The organism is Hanstruepera marina (assembly GCF_019880635.1).
GTDB lineage: Bacteria > Bacteroidota > Bacteroidia > Flavobacteriales > Flavobacteriaceae > Hanstruepera > Hanstruepera marina.
The window spans coordinates 1,291,102-1,314,622 of sequence record NZ_JAINVX010000001.1; the positions used below are offsets into that span (position 1 = coordinate 1,291,102).

Here is a 23,521-nt window from a genome sequence, read left to right on the forward strand (position 1 = left end):
TTTAATTCTTTTGTTCCTCTAAAAATCGTAATACTACTTTCCAATTGGCTTTAACGGGTGCTTGTACGCGGTCTTCAACCAACATAGACGAACCATGTCTTCCATTGTTAGCCACATAAGTTTGATGACCAAATTGATCGGCTAAAACTATTTGGTTTCTAACACTTTCAATCTGGGCTTCATCGTAAGGTCGTAATAAAAGCATTGGTGTTTTTAAAGTTTCAAACAAGCCGTTAGGGTTGCATCCAGCCATGGGTTCTCCAGAAGCCGGTGAAAAAGCTAAAACGGCATCAATAGCATCTGTGTTTTCATGTGCCAATTTAATGGCTAATGTTGCGCTGAAACTGCTTCCCCAAGCTATGAGCTTACCATTAAATCCATTGCTTTTTATATAGTTTAAGCTAGCTTCTAAATCTGGATAGGCGTCACAGTAATTGTATCTGTTTATGCCAATATCTGCTACTGTACGGTTGTAGCTACCCATTAATTGGCCGCCAACACGTTGGTCAACAGCTAATACATTATAACCTTCCTCAAGAAGTCTAGGGATTATTGGTGCATATTCCGATCTCACATTTGCTCCACCTTGATGGAATAATAAAATAGTGGGAGCTTGTAAATCTTGCTGGTATAAATCGGCATAGACTTTTATACTGTCAGCTGTATAAAAATGAATTTCCTTGCCTTTTGATTTTGTATCATCTGAATGAACTTCAGCATCGGTTTTAGAGTTGCAGGATGTGATGAAAATTACCCATACGAAATAAAAGAAATAGCTAGTTTTCATGATATTATTTAGTTAACTGGTCTACTCAAATATAGACACAGTTTAAGAATACCTGATTTAAATATTTGTTAAAATTAGTTATGCTAGCTCTAAAGCAATCTCAATCATTTCTTTAAAAGTGGATTCACGTTCTTTACTTGTAGTGCGTTCTCCAGTAACCAATGAATCTGAAATGGTTAGGATTGACAAAGCGTTTACATTGTGTTTGGCTGCTACAGTGTATAATCCGGCAGATTCCATTTCTACACAAAGCACACCGAATTTCGACCATTTTTTATAGGATTCGAAATTATCGGCATAAAATTCATCAGAAGTAAATACATTACCTGCTTTAAGCGGAATATTCTTTGCCTTTGCCGCTTCAACTGCTTTTTGAAACAATCCAAAATCGGCTGTAGGTGCATAATCGGCACCGCCAAAACGCAGTTCGTTTACACCGGAGTTGGATGATGCCGCCATAGCTAAAACTATATCCCTAATTTTTACATGCTCTTGATATGAACCAGCACTACCGACACGAATTAGGTTTTTTACGCCAAACTCGCTTATAAGTTCGTGTGCATAAATAGATATACTAGGCACACCCATTCCTGTACCCATAACCGAAACGCGCTTGCCATTGTAGGTGCCAGTATAACCAAACATATTACGGACTCTATTGAAGCATACGGGATTTTCTAAAAACGTTTCGGCTATCCATTTCGCTCGTAACGGATCGCCTGGTAATAAAATGGTTTCAGCAATATCCCCTTTTTTAGCTTCTATATGTACGCTCATAATTTATACGTTTACTATTGCTTTGCTTTCTTGTACAATCGATACACCTGAAGAAGTCCCAATTCTATCAGCTCCTAAATCAATATACTTTAAAGCGGTTTCTAGATTTTTTATACCCCCAGAGGCTTTTATCTTGGCTTGACTACGCACCGTTTTTTTTATCATTTTAACAGCAGTAAGTGTAGCGCCACTTTTACCAAACCCTGTTGAGGTTTTAACAAAATCAGCTTTAGCATCTAAACAAATTTGCGTGGCTTTTACGACCTCATTTTTCGATAGTTCACAAATTTCAATAATAACTTTTAAAGGTGTTTTGCCAATGGCTAATTTAACATCACGAATGTCTTTGTAAACACTTACATAGTTTTCGCTTTTTAGCATGCCAATGTTCATAACCATATCTATTTCGTCTGCACCTTGCTCTACGGCTTGCTTGGCTTCAAATACTTTGGTTTCGGTAGTGCATACACCCAGAGGAAAACCAATAACGGCACACACTTTTACATTAGACTTGGACACTAATTGCTTGGCATAAGGTACATAAGAGCCATTGACACAAACCGAATAAAAACGGTATTTTTTTGCTTCGGCACATAACGCTTTAATGTCTTTTTGTGTGGCAGAGGGTTTAAGGAGCGTATGATCTATATATTCATTAATCTTCATAAGATACTATTGTAGGTTAAAGTGCTGTAAAAATACGATTAACTGTTAAATAATTGCTATGAAATAGCAATTTTATCATAAAATTAAGAGTGCTTATAACAAGTAAATTGAGCTTTCTTTACAATTTGTTGATTTTGAAAATTTGTTCTTTTAGTAATTTAGATATTAATCTGTTGTAAATGAATACTATTTGAATGTTTTAAATTAAAACCTGTAAAGTGAAATTTATAGGATTTATAAAAGGAAAAAAGGCAATACTCCTCAAAAAAGATTTGTATTGCCTTTTCAAACTAACTAACCAACTATTATGAAAACGTAACAGTTTGAAATTTATTACGCTTACTCACATTAAAATTCTTCAACTACCAGATCACCTTGGTTTCTAAAGACTAGTTTATCATCAAAAGCATCTAAAAGTATAATACTATCTGTTGTTACACGACCAGATAAAATTTCCTTGCTCAACTGATTTAGTACTTCTTTTTGTATCACACGCTTTACAGGTCTCGCACCATATTCTGGATTGTAACCTTTTTCAGCCAAGTAGGCAACAGCTTCAGGCGTGGCATCAAAAGTAATACCTTGTTGTGCAATCATTTTGGTAATGCCTTTTAGTTGTAAACCAACAATATCGGTAATGTTTTCCTTGGTCAATGGTGTAAACATAATGGTATCGTCTATACGGTTTAAAAACTCGGGTCTTACCGATTGCTTTAATAAAGCTAATACATCTACTTTAGCGGCTTCCATGGCTGAATCAATATCTTTAGTGGCCTCAAATCGTTCCTGTATGATATGACTTCCCATATTGGAGGTCATGATAATAATGGTGTTCTTGAAATCAGCAATGCGACCTTTATTATCTGTTAAGCGACCTTCATCCAATACTTGCAACAAAATATTGAAGGTGTCTGGATGCGCTTTTTCAATTTCATCCAATAATACCACCGAGTAAGGCTTACGTCTTACAGCTTCAGTTAACTGACCACCTTCGTCGTAACCTACATATCCTGGAGGTGCACCAACCAATCGGCTTACGGCATGACGTTCTTGATATTCACTCATATCAATTCGAGTCATGGCGTTTTCATCATCAAAAAGGTATTCAGCCAAAGCTTTTGCCAATTCTGTTTTACCAACTCCCGTTGTTCCCAGGAATAAGAAGGTTCCTATAGGTTTTTGTGGATTTTGCAATCCAGATCTACTACGTCTCACGGCATCACTAACAGCTTCAATAGCTTCTTCTTGGCCAACTACACGTTTGTGCAATTCGTCTTCCAGTTTCAATAGTTTTTCACGCTCACTTTGTAACATTTTGGTTACTGGAATACCTGTCCATTTAGCAACCACTTCGGCAATATCATCATAAGTTACTTCCTCTTTTATAAGCGAGTTGCCACTTTGATTCTCTTGCAATTCTTTTTGAAGCTTTTCCAAGTTTTCTTGCGCTTCTTTTATTTTGCCATAGCGAATTTCGGCTACTTTACCATAATCACCTTCACGTTCGGCACGTTCGGCTTCCAACTTGAAGTTTTCAATATCCGATTTTGTAGCTTGAATATTATCAACCACTTCTTTTTCACTCTTCCACTTGGCGTTAATTTCGTTTCGCTCTTCCTTAAGATTAGCTAATTCAGAACGTAGTGATTTCAATTTTGCTTCATCCTTTTCGCGCTTAATGGCTTCAATCTCAATTTCCAACTGCATGATTTTACGATCCAACACATCCAATTCTTCTGGTTTGGAGTTGATTTCCATACGCAGTTTTGAAGCCGCCTCATCCATTAAGTCAATGGCTTTGTCTGGTAAAAATCGGTTGGTAATATACCGTTCCGAAAGTTCTACGGCACCAATAATAGCTTCATCCTTAATGCGTACCTTGTGATGGGTTTCGTATTTCTCTTTAATACCACGTAAAATAGAGATAGCACTTTCGGTATCAGGCTCATTAACCGTTACCTTTTGGAAACGACGTTCCAAAGCTTTATCCTTTTCAAAATACTTTTGGTATTCGTCTAGGGTAGTGGCACCAATGGCTCGTAACTCACCACGAGCAAGAGCGGGTTTTAAGATATTGGCTGCATCCATAGCGCCTTGTCCACCACCTGCACCAACCAAAGTGTGAATTTCATCAATAAAGAGTACAATATCACCTTCACTGGTAGTTACTTCCTTAATAACGGCTTTTAAGCGTTCTTCAAACTCACCTTTATATTTGGCACCTGCAATAAGGGCACCCATATCTAAAGCAAAAATTTGTTTTTCCTTTAAATTTTCAGGCACGTCTCCATCTATAATTCTATGTGCTAAGCCTTCGGCAATGGCCGTTTTACCAGTTCCGGGTTCACCCACTAAAATCGGGTTATTTTTGGTTCTACGTGATAGAATTTGAAGAATACGTCTAATCTCCTCGTCACGACCAATAACGGGATCTAGCTTACCGTCTCTGGCCAATTGATTCAAGTTTTTGGCATATTTGCTTAATGAGTTATAAGTTTCTTCCTGACTTTGTGAGGTCACACGATCGCCTTTACGCAGTTCTTCAATAGCTGCTGTTAAGGCTTTTTCGGTGACACCTTGGTCTTTAAGCATTTGAGCTATTTTACTGTTCGATTTAAAAACAGCTAGTATTAAATGCTCAACAGACACGTATTCGTCATTCATTTTTTTTGCAATGATAGATGCCTCGTTCAGGGTTTTTCCAGCATCGCGTGATAACATAATATCGCCGCCAGAAACTTTTGGATAGCTTTCCAATTGCTTATCCAAAGCTTGTTCCAGTACGGTTACATTAACATTTAGTTTCTTTAAAATGAAAGGCAATACGTTTTCATCAACATTGAAAAGCGCTTTAAAAATATGCTCGTTTTCTATTTGTTGATTCTCGAAGCTTTGCGCAAGTTGTTGAGCCTGCTGTATAGCTTCCTGTGATTTTATGGTATAATTGTTAAAATTCATCTGTTTATTTTTCTTTTAAATGTGTGTTGTTTGATAGGTCTATTTCAATTACCTTACCAGTTTAAAATGCAGGACAAAATGTCTGCTTATTGCTGATTGTTAGTGACGTTTCGTCAGTTGTGAGATTTTGAAAACTTAACGACTTAAAAGATTTAAAAGGTAGATTCCGTATCAGCTACGGAATGACAGAAAATGAAATTTTATGGGCATTTTAAACAAATTATTTGGTGGTTCAGCTGAACCAAAAGAAGAAAAACAACTACCATGGATTCCGTTAAACGACATCCAACAGCTTCAACATATAGCCGAAAAATCTAAAACCAAAACACAGGTTATTTTTAAGCACTCTACACGTTGTGGTATTAGCCGTATGGTAATAAACCAGTTTGTTGAAGCTTATAACCTGACCGAAAAGGACTTGGACTTGTATTATCTGGATTTACTATCCTATCGTGATGTGTCTAACGAAGCGGGCTATACTTTTCAGGTGATACATGAGTCACCACAGCTAATAGTTATTAAAAATGGTATGACCGTAACACATGCCAGTCATGGGGCTATTAATGCTGTAGAATTAGAACAGTTTGTTTAAAACCTAGTAAAAAAAATAGGTTTAGCGTGTATTGAAATTGTTAGTTTAAAAAACTAACTTCGCCCTAATGAATTTTGACAGCCAAATTATTTTTTTCTTTAGTGCGTTGGGAGCCTTTAATGGGTTTATACTTGCTATTTATTTTGCAATAATTGCAGAGAAGAAAAAATTTTCCAATTATTTTTTAGCTTTATTGTTGTTGGTATTAAGTATCCGGATTATTAAATCGGTGTTTTACTTTTTTAACCCTGAATTGTCTGGTGTATTTATTCAAATTGGGCTTTCGGCCTGTATTTTAATTGGTCCGTTTTTGTACCTCTATCTCAAGTCCCAAACCTCACAAAAAACCAAAGCATGGACTGTTCATGTTTTGCCCTACTTAATTGGGATTACCATTTTGGGTATAAGCTATCCGTACATAGAGCATCGTCCAATATGGAGTCGGTATATTGTAAGAGGTATTTACCTGCAATGGTTGGTGTATGTTGTTTTATCCTTTAAATATGTAAAACCGCTTTTTAAAATTGCGATTGAAAAAAAAGATAGGCTTAAGAGTATAGATATTTGGTTGTTAAGTATATTTTCTGGAGTTTCGGTAATTTGGTTTGCTTATAATATAGCCTCGTATACCTCTTATATTGTCGGTGCATTGTCCTTTTCATTTGTACTGTATTTAATTGTATTGCTTTTTGTGTTTAGAAATAAAAAGGAAGTCACGTTTTTTGAGGAAAAGGAAAAATATAAGAACAGTAAAATTGATGCCGAAACAGTCGCGCTTATTGCCACTAGAATCAAACGATTCAAGGAACAGGACTTGTATTTAAACCCTAAAATGACTTTAGCTAATACTGCCAAGGAATTAAATATTTCAAAGCATCAGCTTTCGCAGTTTTTAAATAATAACCTCAATAAATCGTTTTCGGTTTTTATCAATGAATTACGAATTGAAAAAGCCAAAGAGCTATTGCAGGCAACCAATCAATATACCATTGAAGGAATAGGTTACGAATGTGGCTTTAACTCGAAATCGACTTTTCACACTACTTTTAAGAAAGTAACCGGACAAACACCTTCCGACTACCAAAAATCATTAGCAAAATAAGTTTGATATTATAAATTAGAACTTCTACTTGATAAGTTAGAACCCCTAAGCCATCAGGTTTTCTCATATTTGCTTTAAAATATTACTTAAATAGATATGCGAACACTTGTAATTTCTTTTTTAATGCTATTTATAGCATCAAACGGTTTGTCCCAACATAAACAATCTGGGCGAATAGTATTTGTGACTTCCAATCAGGAAACTTATGGGGACTCCAATAAAAAGACAGCCAATCATTTTGGTGAAATTGTATTGGCCTATGATGTGTTTGTAAAACACGGCTACTCAATTGATTTTATAAGTCCAAATGGTGGAGCGATACCTATAGGGTATATTTCTAAATCAGATTCCATTCAGAACCATTACTTAAATGATACCAAATTTATGAAGGCATTAAAAAACACCTTTCGTCCTACAGCTATCAATCCTTCAGATTACGATGCTGTATATTACAGTGGTGGTGGTTCGGCCATGTTTGGAATAGCTAATAACACCACAATTAACAGCATAGCCGAAGCTATTTACAGAAATAATGGTATTATTTCAGCTGTATGTCATGGTACTGCAGGAATTACCAACCTAAAGACCAAAACTGGTGAACCGCTTTACCAAGGAAAGCAGATTAGTGGCTATCCAGATATATTCGAAAATAAAGATGCTGCGTATTACAAAACTTTTCCGTTTTCTATTGAAGAAAAAATAAAGCAGAACAAAGGTGAGTTTCGCTATTCTGAAAAGAAACGGGATAACTTTTATGTTATAGACGGTCAATTTATTACGGGTCAAGATCCGTCTTCAACTATTTCTGTAGCAACACAGGTAGTTAAAACATTACAAAACCAATAAACTAAACTTTATATCATGAAAAACACCATTTTATCCATTCTTTTTGTTTTTTCGTTAAACCTTATTAGTGCTCAAAGCCAAAGTGGAACGACAGATATTCAAGAGATTTCAGAAACCTTAATGTTGTACATTGACGGTACCCAAAACGGAAAGCCAGAAAAATTAAAAAAGGCCTTTCATCCAGACTTTAATCTTTATACGGTAACCGAAGAAGATAGTTTGCGTATCCGTTCTGGCGCCAAGTACGTTTCCAATGTAAGAGAAGGGAAAATAAGTAATCGTATTGGGCGTATTATTTCTATTGATTATGAAAATGATGCCGCTATTGCTAAAGTGGAAATTTTAGTACCCAATAGAATTTATACAGATTATTTTTTGTTGTTGAAATATGAAGGATCTTGGAAAATCGTTCATAAGAGTTATACCTGGAAACCAACAAAAAATTAAATGTTATGTAACAAAAAGTAATGATTTAAGTCATATAGTAGTTCATCAAATCAAAAAAACATGTTTTTAAATCAACTCACCCGATTACACATCGCAAGTCTGTTTATTGCCTTAATGTTGTTTAGTATTAAATCGAATGCTGAAACAATTGATAGCAAACAAGCTACCACTTACACCATAACAATTCATAAAAGCAATCCTAAACTAGCTCAAATAGAAGCCAAATTTACACTCAAGGATAGCTTGTTGTATATGGGTTGGGGCGCATCGAAACTGCCCAATAGATGGGCAACCTTTGTGCACAACCTAGAGGTTATGGACAAACAAGAGCAAGTATTGTCTGTGCAAGCGTTAGATGATGCCCAATGGAAAATTAATGCGCCAATACATACTGAAATAAGATTACGCTATGAGGTTCATTTAGATCATGAAAACTATGATTGGAGTAGTGGTATTGATGCAGTGGCTTATACAACAGATTTAGGAGTTTTCTATACGGGTAGGACCTTATTTGTACTTAACGGTGAAGACCGAACCAATATTAATGTAAGGTTTAACATACCCAAGGATTGGGCAGTAACCAACCCATGGTCTAAAAGTGCTGAAAAAGCGAATAGTTTTCAGGCAGCAAATATTACCGATTTGTTAACAGCACTGATTTTTGCTGGAAATCACAAAGAAATATCACTTAAACGTGATGATTTTGAGTTGGTTTTTGCTTTGGGTTCTACAGATATTATGAATCAGGAAGCTGAACTCAAGGAACTAGCCCAAGGTGTTTTGGATTATTATATTGAGCTCATGGGTGGAATCCCTAATCCGAGTCCAGATAATCCCTTACGTAAGTCTGTGGTTGTTATTAGCTCATCGGAGAAAACAGATGGCGAAGCTCTTGGTAACAATGTGAGTGTGCTAATTGAAAAAAATGGTGATCAATTATCGAAAACTTTTTCAAGGTTCATTTTTGCTCATGAATTTTTTCATCTATGGTGTGGTAAATCTTTTAGTCCAGCATCTGATGATACCGAATGGTTTAAGGAAGGTTTTACAAATTACTATACGTTGAAAGCTTTGCATCACGTGAATTTTTTAACAGACGAATCCTATTTAGATTTTTTAAGTAGCTTTTTTTATAAACGATATCATAACGACGAGGGAGTTGGACGCTATGCGATGGCAGATGGTAAAAAAAAGCATGACCATTGGGGTTTGGTTTATGCAGGTGGAATGTTGGTTGGCATGTCTCAAGACCTTACTATCCGTAGTGCCACAAACAATGAAAAAAGCATAGACGATTTAATGAAGCAATTATTTGAAAAATATGGTGGAAGTAACAATACATATACATTAAATGAACTTCAAGAGTTATATGTAGAATTGAGTGGCACCAATCCAACCGAATTTTTCAATATGTATATATTAGGCACAAATAAAATACCAATTGACGAGTACTTAACTTTAGCAGGATTAGATGCTAAAATTGAAAACGGTCAATTAATTCTATCAAAAAAAGATGTAACAACACTTAAGCAACGGGCTATATTAGAAGGTTTTTTTGGTGAGTTAAACACGAAATAAGATTATCGGCCTTACCATACATAAAAAACTCCCAACAATGGTTGGGAGTTTTTTATGCGTTTAAGCTAATATTACTTGCTCTTTTTGGGATTGTAAATTGGCAATAATTGTGTAGAAACCTCACCAAAACCAATACGTGTGCCATCTTTTTCGCAATGTCCACGCATAATCACGGTATCGTAATCGTTTATAAACTTACGCTCGGTGCCATCGGTCATTTTTAAAGGTTTTTCACCACGCCAAGTCAGTTCCAACATAGAGCCGTAAGAGTCTGGTGTTGGTCCAGAAATGGTACCGCTACCCATCATATCGCCAGAGTTTACTGGGCAACCGTTTACCGTATGGTGTGCCAATTGTTGGCACATGTTCCAATACATGTATTTAAAGTTGGAGTTGGTCACAATAGTTTCTTTAGCTTTTTTGGGCTTAATGGCTACTTCCAAATTAATATCATAACTCTTTTTGCCTTTATATTGTAAGTAAGGTAATTGAGGTTTTTTAGGTTTTGGACTTTCAACTCGGAAAGGCTCCAAAGCATCCAAGGTCACAATCCAAGGCGATATGGAAGACGCAAAGTTTTTGGCTAAGAATGGACCTAGTGGTACGTATTCCCACTTTTGTATATCACGAGCAGACCAGTCGTTAAATAGTACTAGTCCAAAAATATACTCTTCAGCTTCTTCAATCGGGATAGGTTCACCCAAATCGTTCGCATCGGTCGTAATAAAGGCCATTTCTAATTCGAAATCTACCAATTTACTCGGGCCAAAAACAGGTGTGTCGCTATCAGCTGGTAAGGTTTGTCCTTGTGGTCTGTGTACCGGAATTCCCGAAGGAATAATGGAACTACTTCTACCATGATAACCCACAGGAATATGCAGCCAGTTTGGCATCAAGGAATTTTCTGGGTCACGAAACATGGTGCCTACATTGGTTGCGTGTTCAATGCTCGAATAGAAATCGGTATAGTCGCCTATTTGTACAGGTAATTGCATTTCAATTTCGTCCAAACGGAAGAGTACAATTTCCTTGTGTTTTTTGTTGTTTTTTAACTCACTATTTTCAGCATCAAAAATTTGGGCAATGCGGTTACGTACAGAACGCCAAGTTTTTCGACCATCGGCAATAAAGTCGTTTAGGGAATCCTGAAGAAATATATCGTCGGTTAACGGAATACCATCAAAATAACCCAATTGGTGCAAGGCACCCAAATCAATTGCCGTATCACCAATTCGTGTTCCAATGGTAATAATATCGTCGCGTGTTAAAAACACACCAAACGGAATATTTTGAATCGGGAAATCAGAATTTTTATCGACATGTAACCAAGACCTTCTATCTGGATTGTTGGCTGAAAGTGGCATAGTATTGTTTAAATTTAATAGTTGATAAATCTAGTCAAACCTACATAACTTTTTATTTTAAAACTAATTTTAATCCTAAAATATAGGTTGTAGAAAGTTATTTACAGCTGTGCAAAACTTCTTGAGGTAAATATATGTTTTTTGAATAATTAAACACATGGATTTGTTATTTTTGACTTCAATTTAACTATAACCAAAATTTATGCAACGCGACGAACAAATTTTTGAATTGATAGCAGCTGAAAAAGAACGTCAGCTTCACGGTATAGAACTTATTGCATCGGAGAATTTTGTAAGCGACCAGGTAATGGAAGCGGCAGGTTCGGTTTTAACCAATAAATACGCTGAAGGTTACCCAGGAAAGCGCTATTATGGCGGCTGTGAAGTGGTTGATGAAGTGGAGAATTTAGCTATTGAACGTGCTAAAACCTTGTTTAATGCTGAATATGTAAACGTACAGCCACATTCGGGAAGTCAGGCCAACACAGCAGTTTTTGCCGCTTGCCTGAAACCAGGTGATACCATTTTAGGTTTTGATTTGTCGCATGGTGGTCATTTAACCCATGGCTCTCCCGTTAATTTTTCTGGTAAATTATACAACCCCGTTTTTTATGGTGTAAAAAAGGAAACTGGTTTAATTGATTATGACCATGTTTCTGAAATGGCAGAAAAGCATAAGCCAAAATTGATTATTGCTGGAGCTTCTGCCTATTCACGTGATATGGATTTTAAACGTTTTCGTGAAATTGCGGATTCAGTGGGAGCGATTTTATTGGCCGATATTTCACATCCTGCTGGTTTGATTGCCAAAGGTATTTTAAACGATCCATTACCACATTGTCATATAGTAACGACAACAACCCATAAAACGTTACGTGGTCCAAGAGGAGGTATGATTATGATGGGCCAGGATTTTGATAATCCGTTTGGATTAACATTAAAAAACGGCAGTTTACGCAAAATGTCGTCGTTATTGGATTCAGGAGTGTTTCCTGGAAATCAAGGTGGGCCGTTAGAGCATATTATTGCAGCAAAAGCCATTGCATTTGGCGAAGCCCTAACAGATGATTTTATGCATTATATGTTACAGGTAAAGAAAAATGCAGCTGCCATGGCTGACGCTTTTGTAAAACGTGGTTATCATATTATTTCAGGCGGAACTGACAACCACATGATGCTGATTGATTTACGAAATAAAAACATTACTGGCAAAGATGCCGAGCAGGCTCTTGTTAAAGCAGAAATTACCGTAAACAAAAACATGGTGCCATTTGATGATAAAAGTCCTTTTGTAACATCTGGTATTCGCGTGGGAACACCTGCAATTACGACCAGAGGATTAAAAGAAGATGATATGGAAGCTATCGTAGCTTTAGTTGATGAGGTGATTATGAACTATGAAGATGAAACTACATTACAGCAGGTAGCTGAAAAGGTTAATGCTATGATGCAAGACTTACCGTTATTTACTTAAAATAAGTTTAAGAATAAAAAAAAGCCTGCTCGAAAGCAGGCTTTTTTTATGATTTTTCCTCATAGGGACCTTCCCAAAGTACCTGTTCAATCATCCATTTATCACCACGTTTGGAGAGAAGCATATAGTCAATGCCCCACCATGCTGTTACTTTAGCTGCAGCAATATTGTTTCCAATATTTAGGACTTCTACTTGTTTAGGCGCATCAGGTTTAGCAAAATTCTTTTTAGCTTTTACATTTTCGGCGTAAGCCAATGCTTGATCAAAAGACATGTGGTCAACTTGCTTATATTCACCAGTATCCTTGTTTTTCCAAAAGCCAAATTTGTTGAGTTCGGGCTGTAAGCAGGCTTTGAGTTTGGCAGAGTCGCCTTCATAGAAGCCTTCAATGTAGCTATAACAGGCTTTTTCGACCAATTCTTTATTGGTTTGTGAATGACCTATTGCCATTCCAGTTATAAGTAAAGCGAGTGTAATAAATTTTTCCATACTGTTCGTTAGTTTGATTAATATTAAGCACCTTTTGGTACGTAATAAAAGTAACTATTAAAACAGTAAGTAGTTGTTAACGAGACGTTAATCTAAAAATCAATATGTTGGTAGGCACCAGCATCAGGATTTGGACTAGTAGGTCTTGGCTCCATTAAAATATCAAATTGAGTTGTACCATTAACAAATGATGGATTTCCAATTTCTATTGCGCCAGAATCTTCACCAATAATCAATTGGTTTTCATAAGGTTCCATGAAATGTGGATCTTGATTGAATACATTGTTCTCATATAAACTCGTATCATCGAAATCGTAGTTGTCTCCGGTAAAATTGTTGTTCGGATCAGAGAAATATAACAAGCAATTTGAAAACTTAAATTCAAACAGGACTGGATTGGTGTTGTCGTTAATTTCGTCTAAAATAAATTCTGGATTATCATTACCATAAATAATACAATTATTAAAATTGGCTTCGGTTAAATCTGCAATTATTGTGGCATCAGATGTTTCCGTAAAATTGTTTAACAATAGGGCAGGGAACTGCCTAAAACTATTTCTCCAATAATTAGCTATGGTGCAGTGGGTAAAATTGTATTTACCTCCTAGAGTTCCTGCAAACGAAGACTGACCAGAATTATTAATCACAACATTTTCAGCTAAAATAGAAGTGTTTCTTCCTAAAATCCCGAAGTTACTCGAATTGTATATTTGAGAGTTTGTAATAGTAAGTTTATCAGTGGCAGCATCAGGATTACCGTCGCTTAAAATACCAACACCCGAATTTTTAATGGTTGCATAATTGAATATATTGTTTACACTACCTTCAAATAACCAAATCGTGCCCCATTGTCCGGGAACATCACTGAAAATAGGTTCCAATCGGTCACCTTCAAAAATCACTTCGTTTTCTAAAGCTTCTGGATCATTACTAAATAACCCATTAACATGAATGGAAGCATCTTCAGATACGAGAATACCCGAATCGGCATGGAAATGCACGCGAGCACCAGCTTCTATGGTTAGTGTTTCGCCATTGGGAACAGCGGCATAACCATAAATGACATAAGGGCGCTCATTGGTAAAGGTAAATTCATCTGGCATAAGATAACGGCCTTGAATGTCAGTTTCAATTTGCTCGCCACCCACATTAAGCGTTAGTGTTTCTATTATTCCTGTTGCATTATCTCGATCTGGATAGATAAATACAGCATCTTTAACCAAGGTTACCAAATCGACATCTTGCATATTTGAGCCTGAATCGAAAATAATTTTATCGGTGTATAAAAACTCGCCGTCTGTGCTTGGTAGATTGTTAATGTCTATAGTGGTCTCAATAAAAATAAATAAGCTGTCATTGGCTAATAATTCTACATCTTGAAAGGTTCTACCTGGCATACCATCAACATTTAAGCGGTATTCGGAATCCTCGCCACGTTCTAATCCCAATGTGGGAATGTTAATATCGTTATCACTACGGTTGTATATTTTCAGGTTGTATGTGCTTGATCCGATGTTTGTAAAAACGGTATCTAGATACACGGTATCTCGCGAGAATTCAAGATTTCCAGTACTGGGTTCAAATTCAAAATCTTTTCGGCAGGAGCTCCATAATACTAAAAAGGCTAAACAAGAAATAAAGTATACTAATCGTTTCATTGACATTATTTAAATTTTAAGACCAATTGGTAGCGTTTCAAAAATATAACTTTTGAATTGATGATTTAGTATGAAAGCAGATTTATATTTAAAAAATCTAATCTTCTTGGGTGTTTTTGTGGTTTTCAACCAATATTAGAAAGGACTGACTTAATTGAATGAGTTCTTCCAATAATTGGACTTGATTTTCCTTTGAGAACAATTTTTTGTCAATTTGATGGGCACTACAATATTCAAAAAACAACTGTTTAAGATTGTCGGGAATGTTGAGTTCGTTTTTTAGAAGGTCTTCTGTAAAAAAAGAATCGGTAAGAAATAAGTGATTGAAATCTTGATATAGGGCAATTTCTTGAACAGTTTTTTTCTTGTTTTTAAAAAGCTTGCTAATCATACCAAATATTTTCACAAAATCTATATTACCACTTGGAGGAGGATTGTATAAATGTGGGTTGTTTTTCATATCGTTGGCAATTTGGCTGTTTTGCCTACGTTGAACTTCCTCCGTAAGGGTTTGCTCATTTTTTTTCTTGATAGATTGAATGGATACTTCATCTAAAGCATTAGTAGCTTCTTTAAGTTCGATAACATTTATTTGGTTTAAGTGTGTTTCAGTTACCAGAAGTGTCTGTTCTTGATAAAAAAGGGAACTGAATATTAGTGTATCGTTTACTGTAGCTTGAATTGAAAAATGACCATCTTTATTCGTGTAGGTAAGTACTTGTTCGGTGCTGTTAAAAACCTTAATGTTCTCTAAAGCTGATTTGGAATCGTAAACTTTCCCCTCAAATGTTTGGGCGTTTAGGTTGCTAAAAGCTAAAAGTAGCAGCAAGAAAAAGCGAAATGAATACACAGAAAGTTGGTTATGGTTTCTGTAAATGTAATTTTTTAAGCTGTTGGTATAGCTTCTTGTTAAGAAAGTTTAACAGCCATTTTACATATTAATTAACAAAACAAGGATGTGATGTCTGAAGTTATTCGTGCGGGTTTTTGGGTCTCCTTGGACATAAAACACCATTTGGTTTCTGATTCGGCCAACAATTTTCTGGTATTAGCGTTACGAATTTCGACTACACGTGTTGAGGTAACACCTTCGGATTTAATGACGAAGGTTTTTAAACTGATTTGATCGTTTACAAAAGCCGGACTTTTATATGTGATATGGTGTGAAAGCATGACCCAAAAGTATTTATCTAATATATTTTGAGAAGCCCTAGAGAGCCAATGTTGCTCTGCAATATCTTGAACCCATTGTACATAACGTACATTATTAACATGGTTTAAGGCATCTAAATCGTTTTGGGTAGTGGTTATGGTTTTTTCAAAAATCTGCATGTTCAAAAATAATGCAAAAAAATCGAGAATCTCATTATTTAAAAGGGTGTGTTATACTGTAAAAGAATTTACCAAGATTACTGCGCTCTAGTTCTCCCTTTTTTATTTTCTGACGTTTTTCTTGACGTTTAGCCTTTTTAAAGGCTTTTCTTTTGTCTCTTTCACAATCTTTTTTCCAGTTTGATGATGGGAAACCAGCAACAATAACATTATCGCAATCTAATTCATCAACAATCATATCTGTTTTGTAATTGGTTTCTGTAGTAATAAAGATTAATCTTTCTTTATACCCAATAAACGACAAGCCTAAAGTATCTCCTTTATGAGCTGTTACTTTGAAGTTTCCATCAAAATCTGTTTGGGTGCCTCTACTAGTGCCTTTTACAATTATGTTTACTCCCGGTAAGGGTAATCCGTTTTCATCAGCAATAGTTCCAGATATCATTTTAGTATTTAAAACGGAAACTGCTGTTTTGCCTTTTACTACGGGTTGTTTTTTAGTGTCAGTTTGTTCTGTGCCTGGTTTTTCTTGACCAAAGGCCTGATAGGTTGAGAATGATAAAAACGATAGTAATCCTGAAGCTAGTAATGTTCTATAACTATTTGATGATTTTCGACTGTAAACCAATTCCTTATTTAGTTGTTTGCCTTTGAATCGCCCACATAAGTTTTGATTGTTTAAATAGGCTTTTACAATTTGTTCATCGGTTTTATTCGTAAAATCGTAAACCGTTTTTGTGCATACAGCACAATGGCGACCTCTGTCAACCGGTGTCATGTCGTTCCAGTTTTCATGACATGGTTCTGGAATGGATAGTGTTAGTGTTTTTCTCATAGTTCAAATAACTATAAGAAACCATACTTATAAAAAGTGTAATACGTGAAAACCTTATTTGATTGAGTGAAAGCTACTTTTCGGTGATTTCAACCTCAAAGAGTTTATCCCAATACTTACCGGTTACAAACAAAGTTTCTGTTTCTGGGTTATAGGCAATGCCGTTTAGCACGTCTAGTTTAGGGTGTTGTTTTACACTGTCTTTTAAAGGTGTAAAATCTATAACGCCTTCAACAGCACCATTTTCTGGATTAATTATGGCCACGCCGTTTTTGTTCCAGCGGTTAGCATAGATTTTTCCGTTTACCCATTCAAGCTCGTTAAGCTCTACAACTTTTCCTTTGTTGTGGTAGGCTTGTATGTATTCTTCTTCAACTAGAGTTTCTGGGTTAAGGGTCCAAATTTTTTCAGTGCCATCACTTTTGTACAGTTTAGAACCATCGTTACAAATACCCCAACCTTCTAAACTGTTACCGTATTTAAAGCTTCCGGTTTTTTCAAAAGAGTTGACATCGTAAACAAAACCCGTTCCTTTTTTCCAGGTTAGTTGGTAAATTTTATCATTCATAATGGTTATACCTTCACCAAAGTACTCATTAGGTAAGTCTACGTTTTTTAAAACTTCACCAGTTTTATAATCTACTTTGCGCAGTTTTGATTCACGATATTGACCAGTGCCTTCATATAATTCACCATTATAAAATTCTAATCCTTGTGTATACGAACTCATGTCATGAGGATATTCGTTTATAATGGTATAGGTGTATATTTTAGGTGTTTGGTTATTTAAAATTGTAATGCTTTTAGAAATACTAGCTTGTTCACCATTTACTGAAAAACTGGCTTGTAGATCATGTGCACCCAATTTCATACTATTAATTACCTCATTTGAGGTGACAGCATTACCATCTAACGTAAATGATACATTTTCTATAGGGTGATTTTTAGGATTGTTTAAACTGAATTCCAATTTGTCGCCTAGCGTTAAAGCATCGTTTTGGGCATTTGTGGTTATGGATAAATCTTGTTTGACTTCAGTTATGCTGGCTCCACAGGATACCATTAAAACACATAAAAATATGATTGTAAGAGACTTATAAAGCTTCATGATTTTTGTAGAATTTGGAGCAAGATATTTATTAAAATTCAGTTTAAAAAATCATTGTGATAAATTTAAAAGATTGTATCTTTGCACTCGGCAAGTCCTACACAACCAGCTCCTGTTGAATCCTCCAGGGCGGGAACGCAGCAAAGGTAAGCGGTCGTAGCGGTGTGATGTAGGTAGCTTGCCTTTTTTTATGCCCTAAACTTTCCTTTTTTATTGTACTTTTGAAACGCAAAAAAACCATTTACAGATGTCTAAAGTTGTTTTAATTACAGGTGGGTCTTCCGGAATCGGAAAATCAGTAGGTGAGTATCTCTCTCAAAAAGGGTTTGCAGTATATGGCACCAGCAGGTCTCCCGAAAAATATACCAATAGCTTGTTTCCTATTGTTGGATTGGATGTTGCCAAAGTGGATACTATTGCGCAAGCTGTTAAAACGGTTGTAGAAAAGGAAGGTCGTATTGATGTTTTGGTAAACAATGCAGGGGCTGGAATTACAGGTCCTATAGAAGAAATTCCTGAAGCTGAAATAAAAAACAACTTTGAAACCAATTTCTTTGGACCTATTAATGTTATTAAAGCCGTGTTGCCGCACATGCGTAAACAGCAATCGGGTTTGATTATTAATGTAACGTCTATCGCTGGTTATATGGGCTTACCGTATCGTGGTATTTATAGCGCGAGTAAAGGTGCTTTGGAGTTGTTGACCGAGGCATTTAGAATGGAATTAAAACCTTTTAATATTGAGATGACCAATGTGGCACCTGGTGATTTTGCTACTAATATTGCTGCAGGCCGTTATCATGCTCCTGTATTGGATGGTTCGCCTTATAAAGAGACCTACGGAAAATCTTTGGAATTGATGAACGAACATGTGGATGCTGGTAAAGACCCGTTGGAAATGGCAAAGGCTATTTTAAAAACAATCAACACACCAAAACCTAAAGTTCATTATAAGGTAGGGGAGTTTATGCAAAAATTCTCCATAGTTTTAAAGCGTATTCTTCCAGATACGGTTTATGAAAAAATGCTTATGAACCATTATAAGTTATAGATTACTCAATTATAATATGCTCATTAGGTGTTGGGTTTAAATAGGTTTCATGAATGATAATCTCGCAATCATTACCCAAAATGCTAAAGTTGATATAGCCGTAATGTGGTTCACCATTCACCATCATTTTAATAGCATAATGAATGTTCGTTAAGGTAGATAAATTGTAAGGTTCGTTAGTATAACCTCTTGTCCAAAAATTAAATTGTTTATAAGGATAAATGCTTTCATGTATAAAATCTGTGTACCAAATAACATAATCTTCATCACGTCCTGATTGATCCAGATTTTCTGTAAAAACTGGCAGATCGAGATTATAAGTGCCAGCTAGAATTGTATTGTTGTTGTCTGCTTCAAAAACAATAATATTTCTTAATATCGGTATTATTTCAGGGAAAGCAGGATCTTCTAAAAATTGCTCATCACGTGTAAATTTAAAATCATCTACACCATCATTGTTAATATCAATATTCATAGGTAATTGACTGCCTAAACAATTTTGAAAAGAAATGTAATCAGGAACTTCTTCAATAAAAAAATCGTCTGTTGTAAAATCAATCCAAAAATCAATATTATGAATTTCACCATCATATTCCCCAATCAATCGTCCAACTAGTTTTTCATCAGGAATATATTCTTGAATAATAAAGTCATGTTCTGTGAAATACTCATAAACGCGGTTTATGCTTGGAGTAATACCACCCATTACAACTTCATATCTATAATCGAATTTTATACAATTGTTTATTTTTTTGAAGACAAATATTACATTGCCATGACTTTCAGGTGAATAACCTCGCTCATAACTCAACTCTACAATATTTTCAGAATATCTTGCTTTCCATGGCGTGTTATCGTTAATAGCCGATGGATTTTCATGTTGTTCAGGTATAACAATTGCATGAGCTTCAGTTAATCCTAAATCATCAAACTGCATCTCACAGGTTTCTTCTGGAACAATACTGTTTTCTTGATTGTCATCATCATTTTGACAATTGAAGAGTAGTAGTGATAAACAAAATATGAATAATAGTTTTTTCATAGAATATGATTTACTCAATAACTATATGCTCATTTGGTGTTGGGTTTAGATACGTTTCGTGAATAATAATTTCGCAATCATTACCTAAAATACTAAAGTTAATATAGCCATAATGTGGTTCACCATTAACTATCATTTTAATAGCATAATGTATATCTGATAGGTTTGAGGTTTCAAAAGCATAGCCATCCTGACTTGTCCAAAAATTAAATTGTTTATAGGGATAGTTGTTTTCATAAAGGAAGTCATAGTGAGTCATAGATAAATACTCATTACCCTCGTCTGGAAAATCTTCAGTGGAAGCTGGAAGATCATAATTTGAAAGGCCTGCTCTACTTAAAACACCACCAAAATATATTCCTAAAATAGTATGATCGCCATTGTTAGCTTTAATATTGATTCTACTTCGTTTATATGGTATTATGTTTTCAAATATAAATTCGTCTACGACTTCTTGGCTATATGTGAATTTAAAGTCATGAGTGCCATCATTATTTACATCAATATGAAAAGGTAATAGGTCACTCATACAATTCTGGAAAGAGATATAATTAGGAACTTCTTCAATAAAAAAATCGTCTGTTGTAAGATCTATCCAAAAATCAATATTTTCATTGATACCAAAATTGTCAGTAACTAAACGACCAACTAATCGTTCATCTGGCAAATATTCTTGAATAATAAAATCATGTTCGGAAAAATATTCTTCAATCCAACTATATCCCCCAGTTGAATGCTCATTATTTACTGAATATGAGTAGTCATATTTTATACAATCGTTTAATTTTTTAAAAATAAAAATATTTTTGCTATTACACTCGTCACCACAATAATCATTGTAACTCAATTCTACAGTGTTTTCAGAATATCTGGCGGTCCAAGCAACGTTTTCGCTTATTCCGCTGTATGTAAAGGTTATAAAGGCATTAGATTCTGTTAGTCCCAAATCATCAAATTGCATTTCGCAGGTCTCTTCTTCAGGAATAGAACTATTATCTTGATTATCGTCGTCGTTTTGGCAGTTTAAGCATAGCAATACTATACCTATAAAGGGTAGTATTTTTTTCATAGCGGTTGTCTTTTTTATTTAAAGTTACAATTTTTACTGATACTTAAAAATTTTCACCATTTATACTAGCTTTAATTGTTAATTAATTTTCATAACAAATCAACAAGAAAACTCGCATTTAGTTGTACTTTTGCGCCATTAACAAACACAACTTATAATAAATAGTTTATGAAATTTTTTATTGATACGGCTAATTTGGACCAGATTCGTGAAGCTCAAGATTTGGGTGTGCTTGATGGTGTAACCACTAATCCATCTTTAATGGCTAAAGAAGGTATTACTGGGCACGACAACATAATGAAACACTATGTTGATATCTGCAATATTGTAGATGGTGATGTTAGTGCGGAGGTTATCGCAACCGATTTTGAAGGTATGATTCGTGAAGGTGAAGCTTTAGCTGAACTACATGACCAAATTGTAGTAAAATTACCGATGATTAAAGATGGTGTAAAGGCTTGTAAATACTTTTCGGATAAGGGTATTAAAACGAATGTGACTTTAGTGTTTTCTCCAGGTCAGGCCTTATTGGCTGCCAAAGCGGGTGCAACTTATGTGTCACCTTTTATTGGTCGTTTAGATGATATTTCAACGGATGGTTTAAACCTTATTGCAGAAATTCGCCACATTTATGACAATTATGCTTTTGATACTGAAATATTAGCAGCTTCTGTGCGCCATACCATGCATGTTATTGACTGTGCTAAATTAGGAGCCGATGTTATGACAGGGCCTTTAAGTGCTATTGAAGGTTTATTAAAACATCCTTTAACGGATATTGGTTTAGCTAAATTTTTAGAAGATTTTAAAAAAGGAAACTAAACATTTTTACCTGATATAAAAAAAGCCTTAACGTAATTGTTAAGGCTTTTTTAGTTTTAACAATTAAGTAATTATCTGTTTAACAAACCTAACAACTCATCTTCAAATCCAATATAAAACATATTAGTGTGGGCATTGACTATTTCAGCCTTGTCATCTAAAATTATAACTTTATTTATCGGATAAATAGCCAATTGATGTCTAGCTTCTTTTGGGTTTTTAAAAACGTATTCTTGTTTTGAATTGTATTTGTGCTCCTTAATAATTTTGCGCCAAAGCTTATCGTTTTCTACATTTACGTTAATGGCAATAAAATCTACTTCAGGATACTTTTGCTTTAACTCGAAAGCTTTTTTGTGGCTATCAATATGGGTTCTGTAAGCTGTAGACCAAAAGTAAATTACTGTAGGTCGCTTTATTAACGACCGTATTGTTTTTTGGACGTTGTTAAAATCTGTAACCTCAACTTGCGGGATTGGGTTACCAGGCTTCAAGCTTTTTAAAGAGTTAATTAAATTGGTTACATAATCTTGTTGATGACCATCTGTACATTTAGATTTAAATGACTCTAATAATGGGTCAAATTTATCAACGTCTTTACTTTTGGTAATAAACTCAACAGCAGCTTCCATCAATAATGAATTTTTAAGCTCTTTATCGGTTACTAAACTGTCAATTAAATTTAAGCGAATTAAATTGTAGTCTAATGATTTAATATTGAAAACACTATCATCCGTTTTTTCAAAATATTTGGCAAGTGCCATATTTTCGAAATGGTACTTTAGAAACGAGGAGTAAGGAAAATAGTCCCTTACCATTTTATGGTCATAGTTTACATCTTTTCTGTAGCTATAAAAATCTTCAGGTAAAGACTCTAATGTTTTACGCTCGCTATTAACATAGTTAACAAACGGGTAAACCTCTTTACTTAAATAGTAATCATAATTAATGTTGGCTTCTGCTATTTCGTTAAAAGCAGGAGTAGCATCGTAATTCTCTATAAAATAATTGAGCTTGTCCAATTTGCTGTTTCTAATAGAATCGATACGCTTTGTAAAATCGGTAACAGGCAATTGACAAAGCCCTAAAACTTCCTTGTCTTCAATTTCGCCTTCTAGGAACAGGTTAATTAAGTAGTTGTTTTTTTTAGCACCTTTTCCACTAAATACAAGAGTCTCGTCAAATTCCATAGTATTTAAACGAAACATAATACTGTCTTGAGGCTCCAGTAAAACCATTTGATACTCCAAACCTTGTGCAGCCCAAAGACGAAAGGTGTAAAGTCCAGATTCTACAGGTTTTACTTTGTATATAAATCTATTATTCTCGTCTAAAGTGATGGTATCTAGAGCTTTGTCAGATTTTGTGATAATTACAAAATCTTTAATAGGGTTTACTACTTCACCCCCAAAATAGGCGATATCGCCTTCATCAATTTTATTGTCTTTTTTGCAAGACACCAATGTCACGCTAGTAAACGCAATAAGAAACAGAAATCGTAGTAATCTCATATTTATTAATCC

At 35.1% G+C, this 23,521-nt stretch carries 22 protein-coding genes and 1 other RNA gene; 9 read left to right on the plus strand and 14 right to left on the minus strand.

Going from position 1 to position 23,521, the window contains the following annotated elements; genetic code table 11:
- Nucleotide 1: 1 nt before the first annotated feature.
- From K7G76_RS06075 to clpB, 4 genes are all read right to left on the minus strand, one after another.
- Nucleotides 2–787 carry an alpha/beta hydrolase gene (locus K7G76_RS06075; RefSeq protein WP_223033273.1) on the minus strand — a complete coding sequence of 262 codons (786 nt, stop codon included), beginning with the start codon at nucleotides 785–787 and terminating at the stop codon, nucleotides 2–4.
- A gap of 78 nt (nucleotides 788–865) precedes the next feature.
- Nucleotides 866–1,564, minus strand: a complete 699-nt coding sequence (gene deoD / locus K7G76_RS06080; protein ID WP_223033274.1) for a purine-nucleoside phosphorylase — start codon at nucleotides 1,562–1,564, stop codon at nucleotides 866–868.
- A 3-nt stretch (nucleotides 1,565–1,567) separates the two neighbouring features.
- Nucleotides 1,568–2,230 (minus strand): deoxyribose-phosphate aldolase, encoded by a 663-nt coding sequence (gene deoC / locus K7G76_RS06085; protein WP_223033275.1) that lies wholly within the window; start codon nucleotides 2,228–2,230, stop codon nucleotides 1,568–1,570.
- A gap of 348 nt (nucleotides 2,231–2,578) precedes the next feature.
- Nucleotides 2,579–5,188, minus strand: a complete 2,610-nt coding sequence (clpB, locus tag K7G76_RS06090; protein WP_223033276.1) for an ATP-dependent chaperone ClpB — start codon at nucleotides 5,186–5,188, stop codon at nucleotides 2,579–2,581.
- 202 nt (nucleotides 5,189–5,390) lie between these two features.
- Here clpB and ytxJ point away from each other — a divergent pair, with 202 nt between their 5' ends.
- From ytxJ to K7G76_RS06115, 5 genes are all read left to right on the plus strand, one after another.
- Nucleotides 5,391–5,780 (plus strand): bacillithiol system redox-active protein YtxJ, encoded by a 390-nt coding sequence (gene ytxJ / locus K7G76_RS06095; RefSeq protein ID WP_223033277.1) that lies wholly within the window; start codon nucleotides 5,391–5,393, stop codon nucleotides 5,778–5,780.
- 67 nt (nucleotides 5,781–5,847) lie between these two features.
- Nucleotides 5,848–6,882, plus strand: a complete 1,035-nt coding sequence (locus K7G76_RS06100) for a helix-turn-helix domain-containing protein (protein WP_223033278.1) — start codon at nucleotides 5,848–5,850, stop codon at nucleotides 6,880–6,882.
- A gap of 96 nt (nucleotides 6,883–6,978) precedes the next feature.
- Nucleotides 6,979–7,728 carry a type 1 glutamine amidotransferase domain-containing protein gene (locus tag K7G76_RS06105; RefSeq protein ID WP_223033279.1) on the plus strand — a complete coding sequence of 250 codons (750 nt, stop codon included), beginning with the start codon at nucleotides 6,979–6,981 and terminating at the stop codon, nucleotides 7,726–7,728.
- 15 nt (nucleotides 7,729–7,743) lie between these two features.
- A complete protein-coding gene (locus K7G76_RS06110) occupies nucleotides 7,744–8,175 on the plus strand; it encodes a nuclear transport factor 2 family protein (protein WP_223033280.1) in 432 nt (143 codons plus the stop codon).
- A gap of 60 nt (nucleotides 8,176–8,235) precedes the next feature.
- A complete protein-coding gene (locus tag K7G76_RS06115; RefSeq protein ID WP_223033281.1) occupies nucleotides 8,236–9,753 on the plus strand; it encodes a M61 family metallopeptidase in 1,518 nt (505 codons plus the stop codon).
- Nucleotides 9,754–9,824: 71 nt separating this feature from the next.
- On the opposite strand, the gene fahA is transcribed toward K7G76_RS06115, so the two are convergent.
- Nucleotides 9,825–11,117, minus strand: a complete 1,293-nt coding sequence (gene fahA, locus K7G76_RS06120; protein ID WP_223033282.1) for a fumarylacetoacetase — start codon at nucleotides 11,115–11,117, stop codon at nucleotides 9,825–9,827.
- A gap of 202 nt (nucleotides 11,118–11,319) precedes the next feature.
- On the opposite strand from fahA, the gene K7G76_RS06125 reads away from it, so the two are divergent.
- A complete protein-coding gene (locus K7G76_RS06125) occupies nucleotides 11,320–12,591 on the plus strand; it encodes a serine hydroxymethyltransferase (protein WP_223033283.1) in 1,272 nt (423 codons plus the stop codon).
- A gap of 46 nt (nucleotides 12,592–12,637) precedes the next feature.
- On the opposite strand, the gene K7G76_RS06130 is transcribed toward K7G76_RS06125, so the two are convergent.
- The 6 genes from K7G76_RS06130 to K7G76_RS06155 form a co-directional block, all read right to left on the minus strand.
- Nucleotides 12,638–13,081 (minus strand): nuclear transport factor 2 family protein, encoded by a 444-nt coding sequence (locus K7G76_RS06130; protein WP_223033284.1) that lies wholly within the window; start codon nucleotides 13,079–13,081, stop codon nucleotides 12,638–12,640.
- 92 nt (nucleotides 13,082–13,173) lie between these two features.
- The gene (locus K7G76_RS06135; RefSeq protein ID WP_223033285.1) at nucleotides 13,174–14,739 is read right to left on the minus strand and encodes a hypothetical protein; all 1,566 of its coding nucleotides are present in this window, start codon (nucleotides 14,737–14,739) and stop codon (nucleotides 13,174–13,176) included.
- A 97-nt stretch (nucleotides 14,740–14,836) separates the two neighbouring features.
- Nucleotides 14,837–15,589 carry a carboxypeptidase-like regulatory domain-containing protein gene (locus K7G76_RS06140; protein ID WP_223033286.1) on the minus strand — a complete coding sequence of 251 codons (753 nt, stop codon included), beginning with the start codon at nucleotides 15,587–15,589 and terminating at the stop codon, nucleotides 14,837–14,839.
- A gap of 92 nt (nucleotides 15,590–15,681) precedes the next feature.
- Nucleotides 15,682–16,071, minus strand: a complete 390-nt coding sequence (locus K7G76_RS06145) for an acyl-CoA thioesterase (protein WP_223033287.1) — start codon at nucleotides 16,069–16,071, stop codon at nucleotides 15,682–15,684.
- A 34-nt stretch (nucleotides 16,072–16,105) separates the two neighbouring features.
- Complete coding sequence (locus K7G76_RS06150; protein WP_223033288.1) at nucleotides 16,106–16,906, minus strand: carboxypeptidase-like regulatory domain-containing protein; 801 nt, start codon at nucleotides 16,904–16,906, stop codon at nucleotides 16,106–16,108.
- Between the two features lie 73 nt (nucleotides 16,907–16,979).
- Nucleotides 16,980–18,014: a glutaminyl-peptide cyclotransferase gene (locus K7G76_RS06155; RefSeq protein WP_223033289.1), complete on the minus strand. Its 1,035-nt coding sequence runs from the start codon at nucleotides 18,012–18,014 to the stop codon at nucleotides 16,980–16,982.
- 88 nt (nucleotides 18,015–18,102) lie between these two features.
- Between K7G76_RS06155 and ffs the strand changes: the two genes are divergently transcribed.
- Nucleotides 18,103–18,201, plus strand: an RNA gene (gene ffs / locus K7G76_RS06160) — signal recognition particle sRNA small type.
- A gap of 60 nt (nucleotides 18,202–18,261) precedes the next feature.
- Nucleotides 18,262–19,065 (plus strand): SDR family oxidoreductase, encoded by an 804-nt coding sequence (locus K7G76_RS06165; RefSeq protein WP_223033290.1) that lies wholly within the window; start codon nucleotides 18,262–18,264, stop codon nucleotides 19,063–19,065.
- 1 nt (nucleotide 19,066) lies between these two features.
- On the opposite strand, the gene K7G76_RS06170 is transcribed toward K7G76_RS06165, so the two are convergent.
- Both K7G76_RS06170 and K7G76_RS06175 read right to left on the minus strand, forming a co-directional pair.
- Entirely contained in the window at nucleotides 19,067–20,107 is a 1,041-nt protein-coding gene (locus tag K7G76_RS06170; RefSeq protein WP_223033291.1) for a hypothetical protein, read from the minus strand.
- Nucleotides 20,108–20,117: 10 nt separating this feature from the next.
- On the minus strand, nucleotides 20,118–21,176 hold the full coding sequence (locus K7G76_RS06175) for a hypothetical protein (RefSeq protein ID WP_223033292.1): 1,059 nt from the start codon (nucleotides 21,174–21,176) through the stop codon (nucleotides 20,118–20,120).
- Nucleotides 21,177–21,344: 168 nt separating this feature from the next.
- Between K7G76_RS06175 and fsa the strand changes: the two genes are divergently transcribed.
- Nucleotides 21,345–21,998, plus strand: coding sequence for a fructose-6-phosphate aldolase (gene fsa / locus K7G76_RS06180; protein ID WP_223033293.1), 654 nt, complete (start codon nucleotides 21,345–21,347; stop codon nucleotides 21,996–21,998).
- 71 nt (nucleotides 21,999–22,069) lie between these two features.
- On the opposite strand, the gene K7G76_RS06185 is transcribed toward fsa, so the two are convergent.
- Nucleotides 22,070–23,509 carry a TlpA family protein disulfide reductase gene (locus K7G76_RS06185; protein ID WP_223033294.1) on the minus strand — a complete coding sequence of 480 codons (1,440 nt, stop codon included), beginning with the start codon at nucleotides 23,507–23,509 and terminating at the stop codon, nucleotides 22,070–22,072.
- Nucleotides 23,510–23,521 lie beyond the last annotated feature (12 nt).

Coding starts and splice junctions, on each gene's coding strand:
- clpB (WP_223033276.1), bottom strand. CDS start 5,188: ATGAATTTTAACAATTATACCATAAAATCACAGGAAGCTATACAGCAG.
- K7G76_RS06150 (WP_223033288.1), bottom strand. CDS start 16,906: ATGAGAAAAACACTAACACTATCCATTCCAGAACCATGTCATGAAAAC.
- K7G76_RS06110 (WP_223033280.1), top strand. CDS start 7,744: ATGAAAAACACCATTTTATCCATTCTTTTTGTTTTTTCGTTAAACCTT.
- deoC (WP_223033275.1), bottom strand. CDS start 2,230: ATGAAGATTAATGAATATATAGATCATACGCTCCTTAAACCCTCTGCC.
- K7G76_RS06170 (WP_223033291.1), bottom strand. CDS start 20,107: ATGAAAAAACTATTATTCATATTTTGTTTATCACTACTACTCTTCAAT.
- K7G76_RS06100 (WP_223033278.1), top strand. CDS start 5,848: ATGAATTTTGACAGCCAAATTATTTTTTTCTTTAGTGCGTTGGGAGCC.
- K7G76_RS06145 (WP_223033287.1), bottom strand. CDS start 16,071: ATGCAGATTTTTGAAAAAACCATAACCACTACCCAAAACGATTTAGAT.
- deoD (WP_223033274.1), bottom strand. CDS start 1,564: ATGAGCGTACATATAGAAGCTAAAAAAGGGGATATTGCTGAAACCATT.
- K7G76_RS06155 (WP_223033289.1), bottom strand. CDS start 18,014: ATGAAGCTTTATAAGTCTCTTACAATCATATTTTTATGTGTTTTAATG.
- K7G76_RS06175 (WP_223033292.1), bottom strand. CDS start 21,176: ATGAAAAAAATACTACCCTTTATAGGTATAGTATTGCTATGCTTAAAC.
- fahA (WP_223033282.1), bottom strand. CDS start 11,117: ATGCCACTTTCAGCCAACAATCCAGATAGAAGGTCTTGGTTACATGTC.
- K7G76_RS06130 (WP_223033284.1), bottom strand. CDS start 13,081: ATGGAAAAATTTATTACACTCGCTTTACTTATAACTGGAATGGCAATA.
- K7G76_RS06105 (WP_223033279.1), top strand. CDS start 6,979: ATGCGAACACTTGTAATTTCTTTTTTAATGCTATTTATAGCATCAAAC.
- K7G76_RS06185 (WP_223033294.1), bottom strand. CDS start 23,509: ATGAGATTACTACGATTTCTGTTTCTTATTGCGTTTACTAGCGTGACA.
- ytxJ (WP_223033277.1), top strand. CDS start 5,391: ATGGGCATTTTAAACAAATTATTTGGTGGTTCAGCTGAACCAAAAGAA.
- K7G76_RS06075 (WP_223033273.1), bottom strand. CDS start 787: ATGAAAACTAGCTATTTCTTTTATTTCGTATGGGTAATTTTCATCACA.
- K7G76_RS06115 (WP_223033281.1), top strand. CDS start 8,236: ATGTTTTTAAATCAACTCACCCGATTACACATCGCAAGTCTGTTTATT.
- fsa (WP_223033293.1), top strand. CDS start 21,345: ATGAAATTTTTTATTGATACGGCTAATTTGGACCAGATTCGTGAAGCT.
- K7G76_RS06135 (WP_223033285.1), bottom strand. CDS start 14,739: ATGAAACGATTAGTATACTTTATTTCTTGTTTAGCCTTTTTAGTATTA.
- K7G76_RS06165 (WP_223033290.1), top strand. CDS start 18,262: ATGTCTAAAGTTGTTTTAATTACAGGTGGGTCTTCCGGAATCGGAAAA.
- K7G76_RS06125 (WP_223033283.1), top strand. CDS start 11,320: ATGCAACGCGACGAACAAATTTTTGAATTGATAGCAGCTGAAAAAGAA.